General features: G+C 61.5%; 19 protein-coding genes, 1 tRNA gene and 3 pseudogenes. 14 read left to right on the top strand and 9 right to left on the bottom strand.

The annotated features are described in order from the left end of the window. A partial coding sequence (locus PGX04_RS20520) for a zinc-binding dehydrogenase (protein ID WP_273740209.1) occupies positions 1 to 541 on the top strand: 541 nt, incomplete at its 5' end. 42 nt (positions 542 to 583) lie between these two features. Here PGX04_RS20520 and PGX04_RS20525 read toward each other — a convergent pair. Then, positions 584 to 985, bottom strand: a complete 402-nt coding sequence (locus tag PGX04_RS20525) for a hypothetical protein (protein ID WP_273740210.1) — start codon at positions 983 to 985, stop codon at positions 584 to 586. 183 nt (positions 986 to 1,168) lie between these two features. Here PGX04_RS20525 and PGX04_RS20530 point away from each other — a divergent pair, with 183 nt between their 5' ends. The 3 genes from PGX04_RS20530 to PGX04_RS20540 all read left to right on the top strand — a co-directional run bounded on the left by PGX04_RS20530 (position 1,169) and on the right by PGX04_RS20540 (position 4,140). Next, positions 1,169 to 2,167, top strand: coding sequence for an ABC transporter ATP-binding protein (locus tag PGX04_RS20530; protein WP_273740211.1), 999 nt, complete (start codon positions 1,169 to 1,171; stop codon positions 2,165 to 2,167). Beyond that, complete coding sequence (locus PGX04_RS20535) at positions 2,160 to 2,948, top strand: ABC transporter permease (RefSeq protein WP_273740212.1); 789 nt, start codon at positions 2,160 to 2,162, stop codon at positions 2,946 to 2,948. The genes PGX04_RS20530 and PGX04_RS20535 overlap by 8 nt, the downstream gene beginning before the upstream one ends. A gap of 190 nt (positions 2,949 to 3,138) precedes the next feature. After that, the gene (locus tag PGX04_RS20540) at positions 3,139 to 4,140 is read left to right on the top strand and encodes an arsenic resistance protein (RefSeq protein ID WP_273740213.1); all 1,002 of its coding nucleotides are present in this window, start codon (positions 3,139 to 3,141) and stop codon (positions 4,138 to 4,140) included. A gap of 8 nt (positions 4,141 to 4,148) precedes the next feature. Here the strand turns inward: PGX04_RS20540 and PGX04_RS20545 are convergent, their stop codons facing one another. Continuing rightward, positions 4,149 to 4,808: a helix-turn-helix domain-containing protein gene (locus PGX04_RS20545; protein ID WP_273740214.1), complete on the bottom strand. Its 660-nt coding sequence runs from the start codon at positions 4,806 to 4,808 to the stop codon at positions 4,149 to 4,151. A 141-nt stretch (positions 4,809 to 4,949) separates the two neighbouring features. On the opposite strand from PGX04_RS20545, the gene PGX04_RS20550 reads away from it, so the two are divergent. After that, complete coding sequence (locus PGX04_RS20550; protein ID WP_273740215.1) at positions 4,950 to 5,309, top strand: DUF7344 domain-containing protein; 360 nt, start codon at positions 4,950 to 4,952, stop codon at positions 5,307 to 5,309. A gap of 52 nt (positions 5,310 to 5,361) precedes the next feature. On the opposite strand, the gene PGX04_RS20555 is transcribed toward PGX04_RS20550, so the two are convergent. The 3 genes from PGX04_RS20555 to PGX04_RS20565 all read right to left on the bottom strand — a co-directional run bounded on the left by PGX04_RS20555 (position 5,362) and on the right by PGX04_RS20565 (position 8,118). After that, the gene (locus tag PGX04_RS20555) at positions 5,362 to 6,057 is read right to left on the bottom strand and encodes a DUF7095 family protein (protein WP_273740216.1); all 696 of its coding nucleotides are present in this window, start codon (positions 6,055 to 6,057) and stop codon (positions 5,362 to 5,364) included. A gap of 96 nt (positions 6,058 to 6,153) precedes the next feature. After that, positions 6,154 to 6,627 (bottom strand): DUF4442 domain-containing protein, encoded by a 474-nt coding sequence (locus tag PGX04_RS20560; RefSeq protein ID WP_273740217.1) that lies wholly within the window; start codon positions 6,625 to 6,627, stop codon positions 6,154 to 6,156. A gap of 174 nt (positions 6,628 to 6,801) precedes the next feature. After that, on the bottom strand, positions 6,802 to 8,118 hold the full coding sequence (locus PGX04_RS20565) for an RNA-guided endonuclease InsQ/TnpB family protein (RefSeq protein ID WP_273740218.1): 1,317 nt from the start codon (positions 8,116 to 8,118) through the stop codon (positions 6,802 to 6,804). Positions 8,119 to 8,416: 298 nt separating this feature from the next. On the opposite strand from PGX04_RS20565, the gene PGX04_RS20570 reads away from it, so the two are divergent. Continuing rightward, entirely contained in the window at positions 8,417 to 9,157 is a 741-nt protein-coding gene (locus PGX04_RS20570) for an alpha/beta fold hydrolase (protein WP_273740219.1), read from the top strand. A gap of 310 nt (positions 9,158 to 9,467) precedes the next feature. Further along, positions 9,468 to 10,427, top strand: a complete 960-nt coding sequence (ncsA, locus tag PGX04_RS20575; protein WP_273740220.1) for a tRNA 2-thiolation protein NcsA — start codon at positions 9,468 to 9,470, stop codon at positions 10,425 to 10,427. A gap of 146 nt (positions 10,428 to 10,573) precedes the next feature. Here the strand turns inward: ncsA and ftsZ are convergent, their stop codons facing one another. From ftsZ to PGX04_RS20590, 3 genes are all read right to left on the bottom strand, one after another. Further along, positions 10,574 to 11,764 (bottom strand): cell division protein FtsZ, encoded by a 1,191-nt coding sequence (gene ftsZ, locus PGX04_RS20580; protein WP_273740221.1) that lies wholly within the window; start codon positions 11,762 to 11,764, stop codon positions 10,574 to 10,576. A gap of 2 nt (positions 11,765 to 11,766) precedes the next feature. Further along, complete coding sequence (locus PGX04_RS20585) at positions 11,767 to 11,946, bottom strand: ribbon-helix-helix domain-containing protein (RefSeq protein ID WP_098725804.1); 180 nt, start codon at positions 11,944 to 11,946, stop codon at positions 11,767 to 11,769. 197 nt (positions 11,947 to 12,143) lie between these two features. Further along, positions 12,144 to 12,785: a double zinc ribbon domain-containing protein gene (locus tag PGX04_RS20590; RefSeq protein ID WP_273740222.1), complete on the bottom strand. Its 642-nt coding sequence runs from the start codon at positions 12,783 to 12,785 to the stop codon at positions 12,144 to 12,146. Positions 12,786 to 12,910: 125 nt separating this feature from the next. Here PGX04_RS20590 and PGX04_RS20595 point away from each other — a divergent pair. From PGX04_RS20595 to PGX04_RS20605, 3 genes and pseudogenes are all read left to right on the top strand, one after another. Continuing rightward, positions 12,911 to 12,984: transfer RNA gene (locus PGX04_RS20595), tRNA-Tyr, on the top strand. Between the two features lie 168 nt (positions 12,985 to 13,152). Further along, positions 13,153 to 13,392: pseudogene (locus PGX04_RS20600) on the top strand (DUF7563 family protein). Between the two features lie 402 nt (positions 13,393 to 13,794). Further along, positions 13,795 to 14,157: pseudogene (locus PGX04_RS20605) on the top strand (DUF7845 domain-containing protein); the annotation flags it as partial. Positions 14,158 to 14,480: 323 nt separating this feature from the next. On the opposite strand, the gene PGX04_RS20610 reads toward PGX04_RS20605, so the two are convergent. Further along, entirely contained in the window at positions 14,481 to 14,876 is a 396-nt protein-coding gene (locus PGX04_RS20610; protein ID WP_180840316.1) for a winged helix-turn-helix domain-containing protein, read from the bottom strand. 347 nt (positions 14,877 to 15,223) lie between these two features. Between PGX04_RS20610 and PGX04_RS20615 the strand changes: the two genes are divergently transcribed. From PGX04_RS20615 to PGX04_RS34750, 4 genes and pseudogenes are all read left to right on the top strand, one after another. After that, positions 15,224 to 16,303 carry a pyridoxal-phosphate dependent enzyme gene (locus PGX04_RS20615; protein WP_273740223.1) on the top strand — a complete coding sequence of 360 codons (1,080 nt, stop codon included), beginning with the start codon at positions 15,224 to 15,226 and terminating at the stop codon, positions 16,301 to 16,303. Between the two features lie 304 nt (positions 16,304 to 16,607). Then, positions 16,608 to 16,862 carry a DUF7692 domain-containing protein gene (locus tag PGX04_RS20620; RefSeq protein WP_273740224.1) on the top strand — a complete coding sequence of 85 codons (255 nt, stop codon included), beginning with the start codon at positions 16,608 to 16,610 and terminating at the stop codon, positions 16,860 to 16,862. Between the two features lie 164 nt (positions 16,863 to 17,026). Further along, positions 17,027 to 18,664, top strand: a complete 1,638-nt coding sequence (locus PGX04_RS20625) for an outer membrane protein assembly factor BamB family protein (protein WP_273740225.1) — start codon at positions 17,027 to 17,029, stop codon at positions 18,662 to 18,664. A gap of 104 nt (positions 18,665 to 18,768) precedes the next feature. After that, positions 18,769 to 19,355 (top strand): annotated as a pseudogene (locus PGX04_RS34750) (site-specific integrase); the annotation flags it as partial. Positions 19,356 to 19,733: the final 378 nt, after the last annotated feature.

The raw sequence follows: 19,733 nt of genomic DNA on the forward strand, positions 1-19,733 counted from the left end.
GGTCCACGGCTGCGGCGGCGTCGGTCTCTCCGCGGTTCACACCGCCAGCGCCCTGGGCGGGAACGTCATCGCGATCGACGTCGTCCCCGAAAAGCTCGAGTTAGCTCGAGAGCTCGGTGCGATCGAAACGGTCGACTCCGAGCGCGTCGACGACGTTCCCCAGGCGGTGAAGGCTCACACCGAGAAGAGCCGGGGCGTCGACGTCTCGGTGGACGCGCTCGGCATCGCGGAGACGGTCCAGAACTCGATCAACTCGCTGGGCAAAGGCGGCCAGCATCTCCAGATCGGGATGACGACGTCCGAGGAGGGCGGCGAGGTCTCCGTCCCGGTCGACACCATGGTCACCGACGAGCGCGAGTTCTACGGCTCCTACGGGATGCCGCCCAACGAGTACAACGACATCTTCAAAATGATGGACGGCGGGAAGATCGATCCGGGGAAAATCGTCACGGAGACCTGCGCGCTCGAGGACGTCCCCGACGTGATGGACCGACTCGGCGAGTACGAGACGATGGGGATTCCGGTCTGTACCGAGTTCTGAATCGACGCGTCCATCACGTCTCCGTTCGATCGCGAGCCCGCTTCAGCGCTCGCTGTTCTCGGCCGGTTGCTCCGGCTTGAGGAAGTATGCGAACGCGACGAGTGCGGCCGTCTCTCGGTCGAGGCTGATCACCTCACCGAAGCCGTCGATCAGACCGACGATCGGCTCGTCGTCACTGTAGGCGATAGCGCGGCGAATTCCGCAGTGGCGGTCGGCGACGCCATCCTCACGCTCCATCGCGTCGACGAGCGCGTGCATGGTCGCCTCGAGGTACTCGATGCGACGTTCGTGGGACAGGTCCGAGAGGTCGAACGCCGACAGGCCATCCATATACTCGCTGGCCTCGGGTTCGTACCCGAGCGTCGCACCGCTGTCGTGATCGTGGGCTGCCGTATTCAGCTTCCGCTGCAGGTATCGATCCGCCCAGTCGGTTGTGGCTGTCATCTGTAGTCGGTTGTCCGCGGTGGCCGGTGCCGTTGTCGCCGCTCGATTCCCCATCGGGCACAGCATCTACCTATGCGTAATGCTAGCACACTATAGGAGATAAGCGTACCCGTCGGGCTACAGCCGGTCATCGGACCGCAGCCTGACCACCACAGCAATGGTGTCACGTCGTCAATAGTCGGTATGGCTGCAATCGAACTCGAGGGGCTCACGAAGGACTACGGGGAGGTGCTCGCCACCGACGGCGTGACGTTCGACGTCGAGCGGGGGGAGATCTTCGGCTACCTCGGCCCGAACGGCGCGGGGAAGACGACGACGATCCGGACGTTGCTCGGATTCATCTCGCCGACCGCCGGCACGGCGCAACTGCTGGGATGCGACGTCACCGACGAGGGGGACCTCCTCGAGGTCAAGCGGCGACTCGGCTATCTCCCCGACAGCCCGGCGTTCGACGAGACGGCGACGGGGCGCGAGATCCTCGACCTGCACGCGTCAATCAAGGGCGACGAGCGCAGCGGGGAGCTACTCGACCTGTTCCAGCCGCCGCTTGATCGACCGGTGCGGAAGTACTCCCGGGGAAACGTCCAGAAACTGGGGCTCGTGACGACGTTCATGCACGATCCCGAACTGGTGATCCTGGACGAGCCGACGAGCGGGTTGGATCCCCTGTTACAACAGCGGTTTACGGAGTTCCTCCGCGCTGAACGAGAGCGCGGGCTCACGGTATTTTTCTCTTCGCACATCCTGAGCGAGGTGCGAAAGCTGTGCGACCGCGTCGGCGTCATTCGGAACGGCCGGCTCGTGACCGTCGAACCGGTGGAATCGCTCCTGTCGAGGAGCGGCAAGTTCGTCCGTCTGCACGCCGCCGAGTCGATTCCGGCTCACGCCCTCGAGATCGACGGCGTCCACGGCCTCGAGTCCGAGCGCGGTGCCGGGTCGAGCGCCGGATCGAGCGACGGGACCGAATACGCGTTCACGTTCACCGGCGATATCAACACGCTGCTCGATCGACTTCGGGAGTATCGATTGCTCGATTGCTCGATCGAGGAAGCGCCGCTCGAGGAGGTCTTCATGCGGTTTTACGGCGACGAGAGGACGGACGCCGGCTCGACTGATGGCGATCGAGTCTCCGCCGGTGCCAGTGCGACGGACAACGGTGTCGGGGGTGACGGCGATGTTTGAACTGACGCGGTACGACGGCCGGCATCGGATTCGCGGCAGTCTCGCCCTCTCGATCGGGCTGTCCCTGCTCGCTGCGATGGTCATCTGGGTGTACCCCTCGTTCGAGGCCGAGGTCGATCTGGATCAGCTCCTGGCCGCCTATCCGGAACCGATCTTGCAGGTGATGGGTGTCCAGACGATGGCGAGTCTGGGCGGCTTCCTCTCGTTCGAACTCTACACGTTCGGATGGATCATCCTGCTCGGCCTGTATCTGGCCTACGCCACGGCGGGGACGATCGCCGACGACGTCGATCGCGGGCGGATGGACGTCCTGTTGTCGATGCCGATCTCCCGCCGGCGACTGGTCGCCGAGCGCTTCGCCGCGATGGCCGTCCCGATCGTCGGCGCGAACGTTCTGCCACCGGTCGTCGTCTACGTCGGTGCGCGACTGATCGACCACCCCCTCGCCGCCGCGGACGTGCTCGCGGTCCACCTGCTTTCGATCCCCTATCTGTTCGCCTGTGCCGGGATCGGCCTGCTCGCGTCGGTCGTCTTCGATCGGGCAGCGATCGCCCAGCGCGTCGCTCTCGGCGTCACCTTCGCGCTGTTCCTGTCGGAATCGCTGTTGTCCGGGACCGACGCCGAAGCCGTTGGGGCAATCGCACCCATGCGCTACTACGATCCGAACGCGGTCCTGCTCGAGGGGACGTACGACCTCGCCGGTGCGGGGATTCTCGTCGCCATGACCCTCGTCCTCCTGGTCGCGGCTCAGCTCTGGTTCGGCCGGAGCGACATTCCGTGAGACTCGAGAATCGATCTCGCGGCCCGATTCACGCCTCGCCGTTCCGACTTCCGTCTCGCACCCTCGGTTCACATCTCGATAGCCCGATTCACGCGAGCGACACGGCCGTGTCGCGCCACCGATCGAGTTCGACCCGGGTGAGCGGACTTCTCCGATGCGCTATTACGATCCGTCCACCAACGGTCGGACGATGCGTTCCAGAGAGTGGGTGCAGCGCCATCAGATTCTCGTCTACGCGGTCGCGGTCGCACTCGCCGTCGGAATCGGTGTGGGCCGGCCGGCGACTGCGCCGCTCTTCGAGCGACTCATCACCCCCGTCCTGGCGGTGTTGCTGTACGCGACCTTCCTCGAGATCCCGTTCGGCCGATTTCGCGATGCGTTCACCAACGGTCGGTTCATGGCCGGGGCACTCGGGCTGAACTTCCTCGTCGTCCCGGTCGTCGTCTACGGGCTCACCCGGTTTCTCCCGCAGGAGCCGGTCGTCCTCGTCGGCGCGTTCATGGTGTTGTTGACGCCCTGTATCGATTACGTGATCCCGTTTACGGAACTCGCCGACGGGGACGCCGAGCAGATCACCGCCGCGACGCCGGCGCTCTTGCTCCTGCAGTTGCTCCTCCTGCCGCTCTACCTCTGGCTGTTCATGGGGAGTCGGATCGCGACAGTCGTCGATCCCGAACCGTTCCTCGAGGCGTTCCTCCTCCTCATCGCCCTGCCGCTGACGCTCGCGTGGCTCACCGAACTGGGTGCGACGCGCTCGCGGATCGCTCGCGGATGGCAGTCGGCGATGGGGTGGCTTCCCGTCCCGATGATGGGGGTGACCCTGCTGGTCGTGATCGCCTCACAGCTCCCCCGCGTTCAGGATTCGATCGGGCAGATCGCGGCGGTCGTCCCGGTGTACGTCGCGTTCCTCGTCGTCATGCCGATTCTCGGCCGAGTGGCGGCCGGCGTGCTTCGGCTGGAGATCGGTGAAAGCCGCGCGCTCGTCTTCACCGCCGTGACGCGGAACTCGCTGGTCGTGTTGCCGCTGGCGCTCGCGCTCCCGGCGGGCTACGAGCTGGCACCGGCGGTCGTCGTCACGCAGACGCTCGTGGAACTGACGGGCATGGTCGCCCTCACTCGAGTGGTACCGGCGTGGCTCGTCCCGGAATCCCCGGGACCGAAATCGGCCCCTGCTATTGCGCCGGACGAGTGACTCGCGCGTTACGGCGACCGACCGTCCGGATACACCGTGTTCTCGATGAGCGTCTCGACGCCGCGCCGGAACCGTTCCGATGTCGCGTTCGGCGAGATGCCGAGTCGCTCGCCGAGTTCGGCGAGCGAACGCGACCGCGGAATGTCGAGGTAGCCGGCGTCGACGGCGGCGACGAGCGCTTCGCGCTGCCGGTCCGTTACCCCGTACTGAAAGCGAGAGCCGTCGGCGGTCTCGCGCGCGTCCTGTAACCGTCGGAGTTCGACGTCGAGATCCCGATCAACGAAGAAGGCGTGAAACCGCTCGAGCGCCTCGCTGCTGGGAAACGCGGCGCGAAAGTGCCATCCCTCGTGCGTCGCGGTTACCTCCCGTAAGACACTGCCTTCTTCGATCACGGTCGGATAGACGCTCGCCCGCTTCCCGTCGTCCGTTAACTCGAGTTGGTAGAGGCGGCGGTCGTCGAACTCGGCCACCTGCAGGGGTGCGTTGACGGTCGGGTCTGCCTCGAGACCGGCGTCGAACGCCGCCACCTCTCCGTCGACCCAGACGAGCATCTGGTGGTCTCCGTCTTCGGTGAGGTCTGACTGTTCCCACGTGACTTTCGTATTCGGAGCGTGCGAGAGCGTTTCACGGAGGATAGAGTAGTCGATGAGGAGCGTCGCAAGTAGCATCACCATGAGATACCGCTGATACGTATCGGTGTGGCTTCTCCGTTTCGGCCCCGTTCCTCACGGAGGATCGCGACCGTCGTAAAAAAGGCCGTGAATACTGACGCCCCGCTCCTATCCGGTGGGACCCTTCATTGGTAGGTGATGACTGACCAAGACGGAGCGGAGAGCGAGGACTCCGCCCCGATAGATTCGTCTTTTATCGCGTTGAGTGAGCCGTCCCGTCGGTCCCTCTGTCGGTACGCGATACGGACGGAGACGGAGCGCGTTTCGCGCGAGGAGCTCGTCGACTACGTCGCCGAACGAGCACCGGAGCCGGTCGCGGCGGACGCCGACCGGCGAACCGTCGCGTTGGAACTCCATCACGTCCATCTGCCGAAGCTGGCCAACGCTGGACTGATCGAGTACGATCGGCAACGCGGCGTCGTTCACATCGATCGCGCGACGCTCGCGGAACGCCTCGAGCGGGTCCGTGCGACGATCGCGGACTTACAGGACGTGTAAGGGAGCCGGTAAACAGGTGGGCTTTCGCCTCGCACCGTCTGTAACGACGGCGTCAGACCACGTCACCGCGCACCGTCACGCCGTCCTGTCGCTCGCGCCAGGCGTGGAGCTCTTGGGCCGCCGCTTCGGACTCGTCGTCGTCCAGTCCGAGCATCTCGAGCGCCGCGGACAGCGTCGGCAGGGCGAGCTCGCTCTCGCGGAGCTTCCGGAACGCCTCCTCGCTTCTGGTGCCGTCGGCCCAGAGACAGACGCCGCGGGGGTCGAGTAGCTGCGTGTAATCCTCGCGCAACTGCGCCCCGCGCAGCCGTTGGGTCACGTTGTCCTCGAACGGCGAGTTACAGACCTCGAGATGGATCGGTTCGTCGTCCTCGAGGAGGTGGGCCGCGAGACACTGCTCGGGCGCGGCGTGGCCGTTCGCGTTCGCCCGCAGAAAGTGAGGGTACTCGCGGGCCCAGTCGGCCCGGACGGTCTTGCCGACGCCCTCGATTCCGTGGGAGTCCCGGAACCGGGCCTCGGGATCCGATGTCTCGCCGTTACCGTCCGCGCTCGAGGCCGTCGGCTCGCTGTCGTCGCGCATGAGGATGTCCTTCGTCACGTAGACGTCCAGTCGCTCGACGGGATCGAGGCCGAGCGCCACGTCGCCGACGGCCCACACCTCGCGAACGGGCACCGGCATTCGCTCGTCCTCGACGGCGTCGACCAATCCCTCGAGACGGTCGACCGCGCGCTCCCGTTCGAATCCACTCATTACGCGGTTCTGGGGTCCCGAGTCGCAAAACGGTTTCCCGTTCGCGCGTCGGTGCTGACGGAGGAGCCGAATTCGACGCGGCTATAGTCCGTGCGTTTACGCTCCTTTGGATCGGTCCGTCGTCACGTAGACGGCCTTCCGGACGGTCGCGTGAACAGTCCCGTCCCCGTCGACGAGTTCGACTGTGTAGTGGCGATCGACGGAATCGGTTTCCGCAGCCGCGAGTTCGGCGCGAATCGCCTCGATCTCCTCGTCGGTTATCGTAAACGTTGCGTACAGCGTCTCCTGACCGGGCTTTTTGAACCGGATCTCGGCCTCCCTGTCCCAGACGACGTAGCCGTCGCCGAGGTTCTTCAGGAGCATCATCATGTAAAACGGGTCGACGGCGGCGTACATGCTCCCCCCGAAGATCGTTCCGACGTAATTCTTCGTCCGCCAGTTCAGGGGGAGTTTCACGCGGACCTCCGTCCAGTCTGGCGCGATGTGGGTGACGCGAGCACCGGTTCCGCGGTAGGCCGGAAAGAGGTTGAACCCGATCCGATAGAGACGAGCGCGCACTGACTCGAGCATGTCTCCATTCTCTCAGGGGTCGACGAAAGCCGTTTGCAAACGCTGAGCACGTGTTCGACCGTTGGATCCGACGCTACCGGCACCACTTGTTTGACATCCTCACCACGGCTAAGGCCGTGGGATTCCTCCCGTGGGGGTCCCGGCTCATGCTACCACCACGTGAGCGACTTTCTCCTATGCGTGGATACTCCGGTTTGTGTGCTCCTCGTTGGGACGGTGAGAGTGTGATGTCTCCGACCATGAATGGTCGTCCCACTTGAGGCACACGGGCCGTGCCATCGGCCGGGCTACAGTTTCGTGCCATTGACGAGACACAAAGTGTCTCGTTCGCCAATCAGAACTCTCCGAGTTCTGATGACGTCTCAGGAACGTTTCGCTCGCTACGAGGTCCGCGTGACCCTCGAAACCGCAGGGACATGTGAGCGTATCTTGGTGCCGAGTCGTGTCCTCGATCGAACCGCAGTTCGGACACATCTGCGACGTCCAGGCTTCCGAGCGAACCTCGACCGTGATACCGTACTCTTTGGCTGTACAGGCGAGGCGATCGATGAACTTTCGGAATGCCCAGAAATTGTGCAGTTTCTCGTTTGTTTGGACCGACCAATGTGTCTCGAGGATGTCGGTTAGGTCACCAACGTACACCGTCGAAACACCCTCGGCGTACAGCCGTTCGATCAGATCGCGGGCGAGCGCCTCTTGGGCGTGGTCGCGTCGTCGCGTCCGCTGTCGATGCAAGCGGCTGATCCGCTTGCTTGTTCGGTGCTGATCGTCCAACCTCGATTGGAACTCGGAGATTCGCTGTGTGGTTTCGCGAAACCGCTCGAACAGATCGCGACCTTCGTACAGGTACTGCTCGCCGGTCGTCGTTGTACAGGCAACGATGTTGTTCGCACCGATATCCAGAGCAGCCGATTCCTCGGCTAATGGTGAATCCAGTCGAGAATCGTCGACAGTAACTGGCTGAAAGGCCCTAAATTGGTCCGAACGTTTGTCGTAGTACAGTTCTAATCGGCCCTGCTTGCCGTCCCACTTTGGATTGCCAGCGACTTCGAGACGTAGGCGTTCGTAATACCCAAGCCCGTATTTCTCTTTCAGGTCCTGGCCGACCGGAATCTCGAGACGAGATCGATCTCCCATCTTGAGCGTGTACTGATCGTTGCGGATGTAGGTCCGCAACTCCCGGCCGTCGTCTTCGTTGCCCCAGTAACCAGGGGTTCGGGCACCTTCGCCGTTTTCTGTGGCAGCGAAGAATGACTTCCAGGCGCTCCGATTCTTCCGGATCACCTGTTGGGCAGTGGCGCTCCCGAGAACACCGACGTACTTCTTGCGGTAATCCTCGGTATCCCAGACGCTTTCGCCATCGAAGTACTGCTGGCGTCGTTCGTAGGTGAGCTCGTTCCAGAGACTAGCGGAAGCGTCCAACAGTTCGCGGAGCAGTTGCTCGTCCTGTTCGGAGCGAGCACGTACCGCGAAGGTGTTGGTTCGCTTCATTCGCCGTAACGTCTATAACGTCTGTATGTCTATTAAGTCTTATGCGTCCGAACATAGACCTCTCCCACGCAACGCATGGTCGTGTGAAAGACTTCGCCGAAGAACGGGATATTACGCTCACTGAGGCGTATGAACGACTCTTGAATGCAGGTATCGACGCCGCAGAGACCCCAGACGAGTCATAGCGATTGTTCGGTTCACTGTGCCTATCGCTTAGGCCCACGACTTTAGTCGTGGGCTTCCGCTGTCTAATTGTCACACACGCAGATTTTTACCGTTTCCCGGCGAACGAAACCCCATGCGACACCGGATCTTCAACGAGGACGGTGACGAGGAACTCGTCTTCGTCATGGGCTGGGGCAACCGCTGGACCCACGAGAACGTCAGCTGGCTCGTCGGACAGTTGACCGAGGCCGGCTACCGGGTCCACGCGTTCGAGCTCCCCACGAACATCGACGACTTCAAAGCCGACTGGCTCGAGCCGGTCGCCGAGTACGTCCGCGATCTCGAGGGGTATCAGCTGCTCGGTCACAGCGCGGGAGCGCTCGTCGCACAGGCGCTGGACGGCGCGGACAACCACGTCTATCTGAGTCCGTGGTGGGGGTACGGCAGCGCGTTCCCGGAGCCGTTGCTCGAGGCGGTGTCGAAACTGCCGACCACGTTCCCGTGTCTCCCCGTCGGCGACATGGATCGAGCGGCGCTCGGCTCGAAGGCCACCGACCACCAGACCGCGACGACGCCGTCGTGGGTTTCCCCGGCGTTCGTCCGAGAAACCCGCCGCGCGCAGGACGAGCTACTGACGATCGATCACGACGCCGTCGTCTTCTGTTCGCTGCGGGATCCGGTCGTCAGCCTCCGGGCGATCGGCGAGCGCGTTCCCGCCGAACACGTCGTTCTGTACGACGGCGGCCACGAACTGTTCTCGTCCGGGAGCCGCGGGCGATACGTCGACACGCTGCTCGCGGCGCTCGCCGACGGTGCCGACGCCGTCGAGGAACCCGAAGACGCGGTCGAGGAGCAACCGCCGGTCTCCGCCTGAGCGAGCGACACAACTGCAACGGGTTTCACACCGATTGAACAGTTGCAGTTCTCGCTCGCGTTGCGCTCCGAACCGCGCTATCCGTGTGCGATCGAGCGGACACTGACGTTTGACTCCTGAACTGTCCGCGGCTACGACCACTCGAGGCCGTTCAGAGTGATGTATCGCAGCCGGCGGCTGCGTCGGCTGCTCGTTTCGTTGGTTCGGCCGTACGATATCGCGATATCGAGGGTGTAATACACCATCACGGACCCTCGATTCCCCTCGCCAGACGAAACCGTGATTGGCAGGGGACGACAACGGCCCGCTAATGGACTGTAACCGGTGCAACGAGGAGGCGATCATGCACGCGGCTTACTCCGGCGCCCATCTCTGTCCGGACCACTTCCGCGAGTCGGTCGAAAAGCGGGTGCGCCGCCGAATCCGGCGGGACGATCTCGTCCCCCACGATATAACGCCGGAGAACCCACAGACCTGGGTGATCGGCCTCTCCGGTGGGAAGGACAGCGTCGTTCTCACGCGGATCCTCCACGACACGTTCGCCGAGGACCCCCGCATCGAACTCGTCGGGTTGACGATTCACGAGGGGATCGAGGGCTACCGCGACAAGTCGGTCGAGGCCTGCGTCGAACTCAGCGAGGAGCTGGAGATCCGCCACGAACTCGTCAGCTACGAGGAGGAGTTCGGCGTGCGAATGGACGACGTCGTCGAGGACGATCCCGAAAACATGGCCCCCTGTGCCTACTGTGGCGTCTTCCGACGGGACCTCCTCTCGGAGTACGCCGAGGCGCTCGAGGCCGACCTCCTCCTGACGGGCCACAATCTCGACGACGAGGCCCAGACCGCGCTGATGAACGTTCTCGAGGGCGACGTCGAACAGATGGCGAAACACTTCGACGCCAGCCTCGGCCCGCTCTCCGACCGCGAGGAACAGGACGAGTTCGTCCCGCGCGCGAAGCCGCTCCGGGACGTCCCCGAAAAAGAGGTCGCCCTCTACGCCCACGTCAACGACCTCCCGGCCCACATCACGGAGTGCCCCCACGCCAGCGAGGCGTACCGCGGCGAGATCCAGCAACTCGTCTACGACCTCGAGGAGAACCACCCCGGAACCCGACACTCGATCCTCTCGGGATACGAGGAATTGGCGGCGATCGCCGCCGAAAAGTACGCCGGCGACGACGGTGCCGATCTGCAGGAGTGCGTCGAGTGCGGCTCGACGACGACCCGAGAGGTCTGTCGAAAGTGTTCGCTACTCGAGTCGCTCGCCTGAGCCGGCGCGTTCGAAAATCTGCGTGTTTGGCTCGTTTACATCGCGTTTTCGTCGAATAACTGTGCAGTGACTCGACGGTCAGTCGCTGTTGTTCGAAAAAGACCGCTTCGGAAAGCGAGACAAACCGACGGTTCGGGTGAGTGCCGTTAGCGGATCACGTCGACGCCGTTCTGTCGGTCGACGGTTTCGCGGCCACCGTCGCTCTTCGCGCCGTATTCTTTGCCCGTCTTTTCGACGTTGTTGCTCGCGTCGAAGTCGGCATCGTTCAGGCCCTCGATGCTCTGTCGAGACTTGTCGGCCTGCTTCTGGGTAGTCGGCCCGAGCACCTGTGCACTCTGGACGCCGGTCATGATCGCCATGACGCGAACTTTCCCCTTGTAGTTCTCCTGAATCCGGGCGCCCCAGATGACGTTTGCACTGGCCTCGAGGCGTTCGGTGATGTTGTCCGCGATCCCCTCGGCCTCTTTCAGTGTGAGGTCGGGGCCGCCGGTGATATGGACGAGCCCACCGGACGCGCCGCGGTAATCGACGTCCAGTAGCGGGTGGTTCATCGCATCCTTGACGACCTCGTCGGTCTTGTTCTTGTCCTGAGTCTCGCCGACCAACATGACGGCTACGCCGCCCTGGTTCATGATCGTGGACATGTCCGCGTAGTCCAGGTTAATCAGGGACGGCTGGGTGATCGTCTCCGAGATACCCTTGACGGTCTCGGCGATGATCTGGTCCATCACCGAGAACGCCTTGCCGATCGGCAGGTTCGGGACGTAGTCGAGCAGTCGGTTATTGTCGAGGACAATGATCGAGTCAGCCTGTTCGCGTAACTTCTCGAGGCCTTCCTCGGCTTTCACCGTGCGGGCGCGCTCGACGTTGAACGGCGTCGAGACCATCCCGACGACGATCGCACCCTGCTCTTTGGCGATCTTCGAGACGACGGGGGCGGCACCCGTGCCGGTGCCACCGCCCATCCCTGCGGTCACGAAGACGAGGTCCGCGTCGCCGAGTACCTCCTTGATCGTGCCCTGGGCCATCTCGGTCGCGCGCTCGCCCATCGAGGGGTCGCCGCCGGCACCGAGGCCGTTCGTGAGCGATTTTCCCACGAGGATCTTCGTGTCGGCCTCGATCATCTTGAGGTGCTGTTTGTCCGTGTTGATCGCCACGGTGTCAGCACCGTCGACGCCGATGTTGTACAGTCGGTTGATGGTGTTGTTACCGGCACCGCCCGCACCGACGATAACGATTCGGGGCTCCCCGAACTCGTCGTCGCCGTCCATCGGGGCGTCCATCTTCTGGGCTTCTTCCTCCGCGTTCTCCAAAGCGTCCTGGACGATATCCTGCATCGTTACACCTTGGCCCAGTTGCGTTTGCCGGATTGGTCTGTGGGGCCGTCCCCTTGTTCATTTATCATCTCACGGACGGCCGACCGGATCGCTTCGCTCCGGTTCGGGAATTCGCCCGAGTCGACTAATTGCTCTACCTCATCGATCTGCTGTTTCGGGATTCGCAGTGTCACACGCTCCATGATTGTATTCCCCGTTTGGGGTAAGACGGTGGCGCGCCCCTGTCAGACGCGGCGTGTCTTACGTTTGAACCGCCCGTCATCGGGCGATTTCCCGTCTTTACGACGAGTGTAAGACAATTCGTCTTACGCGAATAACTCGATGTCCGGCATGGATAATAAAACTTTCGTCGACAGTGACTGTCTTCGTCTTACACCGGTCAGAACTGAGTACCGTCGGACTCGAGGACATCCGCCGCGGGCGTCCGACGACCGCAGCTGGGACAGAACGACCAGTCGGATCGGACCTCGTCGCCGCACTCGCAGAACAATCGTCGGGAGGCCTTCTCGCCACAGTTGGGACAGTACATGTGGTCGCCGTCGAGTCGGTCGCCACACTGGTTGCACTGCCGTCCGCTGTCTCGTCCGTCGGGGGATTGCGTCCCCGCGCGTTCGCGAGCCCCCGCCGCCTCTCCGTCGTTCGGGGTCGGGTCGCGCGCACCAGTCTGCCGTTGTCCGCTCGACTGCGAGTTCTGCTCGCTCGACCGGACCGCGGCCCCCTCGAGCGAGATCGAGACGTTGACGTCCTGCGGTTCGGGCGACGGCGTCGAATCGCGTGCGCGAGAGCCCGCGCGATCGATGCCGAGTTCCCGGAGTCGGTCGTCCACACGCGTGCGAATCAGCTCGTCGATCACGTCCGTCCGTCTCCGGTCCGATTCCGAGCGGTCCTCGCCGCCTGCAGCCTCGTCGCTCCCCTCGAGGTACGATCTGAGCGCCTCTCGCATCGCTTCGCTCTTGGAGGCGTCGAGTTGCTCGAGTTGCTCGACGAGGTCATCGTCCGCGCGGAACGTGATCTTGCTCATGGCCGAACTACCTCCGTGTTATCACCCCTCCTATATCAATCATTCTGCTGTTCGTCCTCAGATACACGTTCGTCCGGTCTCGAATAATAACCCTTATGTGTTCCACGGCGGCTACGTTTGGGTGCCCGCCCTTAGCTCAGACTGGTAGAGCAGTCGACTGTAGATCGACTTGCCCCCCGTTCAAATCGGGGAGGGCGGACTCGGATTCTCGCCGAAGTACAGTTGAATCGGATAGCGGCGTTTTCTCGTTTAGAGAGGGGGATACCGGCAGTTTCGCATTCTCGAACTGGAGGCCCTAATCCGGTGTGGAACTTGTTTCCAGTGCCGGGTGTACGCCTGCGGGCGAATTTCGTAGTCGACCAGCGGGGTGGTCTGCGTGACGGTCGCCCCCTTGCCGTCGGTCGACAATTCGACGTGTAAACACTGTTGATCCCACGTTACCGACCACTTCTCACGGGTTTTCGGTGACAACCGCAACCGAGTCCATCGCTGTGGTGACTGCGATACGTACGCTCGACTGAGCCGCGGCTCTGCAGCTGGCGTTGAGGTTACGATCCCGGACTCGGAAACATCACCCGGCCGTCACGGTGGTGAGGCCGATGTGTAGTGGGTTCGTTCCGGCGAACCGACTGTACGATGTCGACAGTCGGACGCCCATAGCCAATCTGGCCCATCAGGCTACTGACGAGGACGTTCGGCGGGCGCTCGAGAACCGAGCGGTTCGCGCCGACGGTGGACACTCCTCGAGCGGTACTGATCACTGGGCCCTTTGGAATTCACCATTCCCACAGGAACAGTTCTGCGTTCCTATCGGACGAACTTGGCCCGATAGGAGGACCTTTGCGGCGTACACTGATCCACAACGGTCACAAACGGCTACGGCCCGTTTGGGGTCAGCCATTGTATTCACCCAGTTTATCAACACAACATCCTATCTATTCATATCCGGCCCTCAGCATTTTGGCCGATCACTATAGCCGGGCACTGATCGCGATGACGGTGGTTCGCGATGAATCGCCTCGTCGAGTCCGCCGAGTACGCGATCGAGAGCGACGCCGACCGGATGCAGCATCTCATGGGCTTAGCCGATCACGTCGCGGAGTCGTCGCCGTTCCAGAAGTGGCTCGCGAAGAACGGGGCCGACCTCGAGTTCGACGAGAACGGCGAACCTCGGCGAATGCGAATCGATACGATTCTCTCCCGGCTGAAGGCCGACAGCTTCGAGAACGTCGCGACGATTGCCAGCGAGGCCCTCGAGAAGTGGTCTCGATCGGGGAACGATCCGACGGTACTCCGCAGCGCCGAACTGACCTGGAAGACTCCCGGCGGCGGCACTGAAACCGGATTCGTCGGCGCTGTCGCCGACCGCTGAACCGGCCTCCATAGTGGCAACACTACCCCTTCGTTTCGTTTGCGCAACTATACTTTCATCAGAGACTGATTTTCACAACTTCAGTTGTATTCGAGCAGGGGTAGCCGCGGCGATCGCCGTGATCGCACCGCAACGCCTGCGGGGTCGTTTCGCGCGAAGCGCGAAAGTCCCCTTGGCGGGTGTCCCCAAGGGGACTGAGCCAAAAAATTACAGTGCCCCACCCCAGCCTCCGTACGGCAGCACTCCAGTTGAAGCACACGAAATGGGGGTCTTGATTGCGTGAGCGCTAACGATATCCAAACTGAAACACTGGTTTAGTCTGTTCAGAACACCAGAACCATCGCTGCTTCGTAGAAAATGTAGAGTAGAAACAGGAGAATAGCAGCCCGGACAAGATAGCCTATGAGATTATCCGGTTGTTCAGTGTAGATTTCGACCAAACTGGGGCCACTCGAAGCACCAATCCTATACTGACCGTTACTGGACGGCATACTTTGAAAGATATCGCCGCCGAACATCCTTTCCATTTCCTTATCTTGGCGGTCCATCATAGCCTCCATTTCATTGTAATCCTCAAAGCGGTTCGTGACCTGACTCACGTACGAGGCCGAACAATCGCATGCTTTTGCAATTTCTTTGTTTGTGGCGTTCGGATTCTCATACCACGTGAGAAGGATATCTCGCTGTAAGTCTGTTTTCTCCGTTTTAGCCGTGGACATATTACGCTGGCATTCGTCTCATATATGAAGAAAGTTGTGGCGAGTTAAGAATTGAATCATGAACTGGAGCAATTTGCCCCTAAGGGGGCAGGGCAATTGCGCGGCGCGCAGAGCGCGCGCCGCGCTCGCGAAAAATTGTGCCGGCCGATACTGGACGCCTGAATGGCTCCTTCTTACTGATATCTTTAACCGGGATCTCGATAACCGGCTTTGTCGATTCTGCTTAGGAGGGGGAAGGACTAGATCAGGGTTGTGCAGTAAGTACAGGGCACTCACCTACTGTCGCGCAGTGATAGCTACGTTGCCACCACCGAAGTTTATTCCATGATACGTAACCAAGGGAGCGCATGGAAACTCCCGGACTTGTCTGTTCTTCGTGTGGGCGGACGTATACCGATCAGTGGCGGTGTGAGTGTGGCGGCGTCCTTGACTTTACTCACCAACCGCTTCCGACGTCCGACCGGCCAGATCCCGGTCAGTTCGATACGCGAGACGGACTCTGGTCGTTCGATATGTTCCTCCACGTCGAGAAAGGCCCCTCTTTAGGTGAAGGGATGACGCCGCTTGTCTCGTCAACAACGTGGGATGCCGAGTACAAACTCGAATACATCTCCCCGACGGGCAGTTTCAAGGATCGGGGTGCAACCACGACGATCAGCCATGCAATCCAGTGTGGCGCAGATCGAGTCGTCGAAGATTCATCGGGGAATGCTGGGGCTGCCATCGCGACCTATGCGGCTCACGCTGGACTCGACGCGGAGATTTACGTTCCAGCATCGGTGAAAGACGCGAAACTCCAAGCAATCGAACGGGCCGGGGCAACGCCTGTTCGAATCGAAGGTGGACGCCAAGCCGTGACTGATGCGTGCATTGAGGCTGTCGAATCGGGCGATGCGTGGTATGCGAGTCACTCATGGAGTCCAGCATTCTTCGCAGGGACGGCGACGTTCGCGTACGAACTCGCACTCCAACGTGACTGGAACGTCCCTGATGCAATCGTGATGCCGCTCGGCCATGGAACCCTGTTTTTGGGCGTGTACCGTGGATTCAAGGCGTTGTCTGAAGCAGGGTGGATCGATACAGTGCCACGTCTGCTCGGCGCGCAAGCCGCAGGATATGCCCCGATCGCGAGCGAACTCCACGCAGTCCCCGAGAGCGAGAACGATGTCGCAGATGGCATCCAGATACGGGAGCCGACACGAAAACGACAACTCATGAATGCGATTGCTGAGACCAATGGCGATGCGATTGCGATTACGGAAGATGAGGTGCAAACGGAGTTAGACCGGCTCCACTCACACGGGTTCTACGTGGAACCGACCTCAGCGATTGCGCCTGCGGCACTTGCGGCGTATCGAGAGCGTGGAACGCTTGAGCCAGATGCAGATGTGGTGATGCCACTCACGGGACATGGATTGAAAGCGTAACCGGACGGAACGTTCATCGATACGTTCGCAGATATAGTTATCGCGAGATTCACCGGATCTGCACAGAATAAAACTCGGGAACCAAGCTCCGATACAACCACCTCCCCCTGGGATTGCACGTCAACAAATCCGGTTCCCCGAATATGCACACGAGGGTTCGCGTCTCGTGTGCATATCTCGAGTCATTCGGTCGCTCGAGACTGCGTTCCTCTCTGAATGACCGACACGTTCCACCTGTTTTGGGCCGAAATGGACCGTCCAGTGAGCCGAAAAAACGTGGATTTCGGGTGTCGTGTGTACGAGTATGCGAATCAGAACCGACGGCGACTATGCGTACCGACGGGACGCGATCGAACGCGCAGCCGATTTCTACGATTGTACCAAGACGAAAGCGGTGGTGAGCGCTTGCGACGACGTACCGAAGTTCGTCCAGGCGTCCCGCCAAGTCCTCGAGCGCGATGACCTCACGCTCGAGCAGCGCCAGGAGATCGCCAAAACGCTCTCAACGAGGGCGGTAACGTTTGAAATTGAATCCGAGATCGTCGTCGATACCGGGTAACAGTAATTGGTAATCTGACTTCTTCATCCGGAATCAGATACGAAACTGTAAGACCTGATTCGGTAGTACAGATGCGTCCTGAACAGTTTGAAACAATTGCATAGCTAAGAAATGACGTTAATTGACAGATAGGAATATGACCGGTATTCGTACGTCGTGTCGTTATGTGGAAACGCCGATCTGTGCTGGCGACTGGGGCAGCGCTGTCGATGGGGACCGGACTCGCTTCGGTGGGGGCCGGAGCCGCCGAGGCTGATGTCGACGCCCTCCCGGATCCGACGCTGGATCCCAATCCGGAGCTGGACGAAGACTGGGCGTCCTACCGCGGTGACGCCGGTCACGCCCGGTTCGTTCGCGACGGCTACGAGTTCGACGGCGAGTCGCTCGAGGCCGCCTGGACCGTCGACCATACGGGCTCCGTCGCGGTCGCCGACGACACCGTGTACACGACGACCGCGGACGGTGTCGTCGCCCTCGACGCGGCCGACGGCACGCTCGTCTGGGGGAACGCCGACATCGACGCGGGTGACCCCGCGGTAGCCGGCGAGATGGTATACCTCAACGGCGGCGATATCGTGGCGCTCGATCGAGAAGACGGTAGCGTCCGCTGGGAGAGCGACCTCGACCCCGGGGAGAGGACGAGTAGCCACACGGTGGCGTACGACGGCGTCTTCGTCGTCGTCGACGGCATCCTGTATGCCCTCGAGGCCGACGACGGATCGGTCCGATGGCAGAAAGACACGGCTGTCGTCGAGTCAAGAAATGGTGACGAACGGGAGTCCGAATTCACCCCCGGAACCGCCGCGATGAACGGCGTCGTCTATGCCGAAACGCAGGACGGCGTTCTCGCGTTCGATCCCGCGACCGGAGATACCATCTGGCAGACATGGCACTGGACAGGAGGAGATGCCATCTACGCGACTGAGACGGCGGTTATCGCCGAGCTTCCGGGGGAGGAACTCCCCTTCCACGATGCACAAACCGGCAGTGGGTTGGGTCTGGTCAGGCCGTATTCCGTAGGGACGCTCGGCAATGAATCCGTGCTTTCAGCACACGATTACGGCTACGGCAGTACTTCGATCCACGGCGACGAGTACGACTGGGAGCTCGACGTTACGTACACCTACGGGCAGGCCGTTATCAGCGGCGAGACCGTCTACGTCTACTTTTGGGTGGACGCCCACAATTACGGAGACCGGAATTACGATCAGAAACTCGTCGCGCTCGACAAACGCGACGGGAGCGAGAAGTGGACGCTCTCGAAAGACGACGCACCGGTCGGACACATTCGTGCGATCAGCGACAAGACCATCTACGTCGATCACGACGGCGAACTCGTGGCGCTTCGCGAAGAAACCGACACGGACGACCAGCCCGACGAGAGCGACGAGAGTGACGAGAACGACGACACGGACGGCGGAAACGACGAGGGAGACGGATCTGACGAGCAAGACGGGTCCGACGACGAAGGCGGGTCCGACGAGGGAAACGAACAGCAGGACGGCGAGGACGACAGCGACACGGGAGAAGACGACAGCGACGACGGTGGATCTGGTAGCGACGACAGTGGATCCAGTGACGACGGAGAGTCTGTCGATGCCGATGACGGCGATGTCGGGAACGGAAACGCCGGAAATGGGGACGACGGAAACGAGACGGACACTGGAAACGAGACGGACACCGAGAACAACAGTGACGCCGACAACGTGCCCGGTTTCACGGCCGGTGCCGGACTTCTCGGCGGGGCGCTCGGCCTCGAGTGGCTGCGTCGGAAGGCCAGCGTGGACGAACCGTCCGAGTAAGGCCCCGGGCCAGGCAAAGGAGGATGATATCACTGAACAACGTCTCGGAATCCGCTATTTCACTGGAAAGGTCGCACACTACTTGCTCTGTACTTACCGCGAGTTTCACGGAAACCGGTTGCCGCGTCGGCGAGCTGCGCGCGCTCGACCTCGGTGATCTCGGCCTCGAGGGCGAGCGCCCGCGCGCCGATTGGCCGGCAATCCACTTCATCTACCGTCCAGAGACGGACACGCCACTGAAAAACAAAGAGAAGGGCGAGCCATGGAACGTCATCAGTCCGCACGTCGCCCAGACGGGGCAGGACTATCTCGACGGCCCTCGCGACGATGTCGTCGACGAACATGGCCGTTCACCGCTCGTGACGACTCGGTACGGCCGTGTTTCGTGTCCGCCTGTCGAGATACGTTGTACCGAGTGACCCGACCGTGCTGGCGCGGTGAGGGGTGCCCGCACGGTCGTGACCTGGACGAGTGCGAGTGGACACACTACTCGAAGATGAGCCAGTGTCCGTCGTCACGAGCGCCCCATGATGTTCGGAGCGGTCGAGTGACGGCGCATCGACTGGGCGACGAGGATCGTTCGCTTGTCTCTGACCGGATGAACGCGAGCGAGGAGATTTTGGACAAGCACTACGACCGGCGCAGCGAGCGACAGAAAGCGGAGCAGCGACGGAGGTTCTTCGAACTATGAATGGAAGCTACAAGTTGACCGACGAGAGGCATCGACGGCGACGTTCCCCCATACGGGGAGGGCGGACTTTTACGATGACCAACACCGCGAGCGAAGCGAGCGACCTGGTCGCAGTAAAAGTAGATCGCGACACGATTTGAACATGGAAGCTGTACGCCCACGCAGCCGAGCGAAGTCGTTCCACGTCTTACAGTGCTCAAGCGAGGAAGTGCAGACCTCTGTTCCCGTTGGTTGCTTATAGATCGCGACGGCAGTATCTGGCTTTGCACCTCCATATAAGATATATTCTTTACATGATAAATATAGATATTTGGCACCGTCTAGTTAGCGCAGTTTGAGAGGTGAGCAGGTCGTAGAGTGAGTTTGGATCAATGCTCG

It is taken from the genome of Natrinema soli (genome assembly GCF_028618695.1).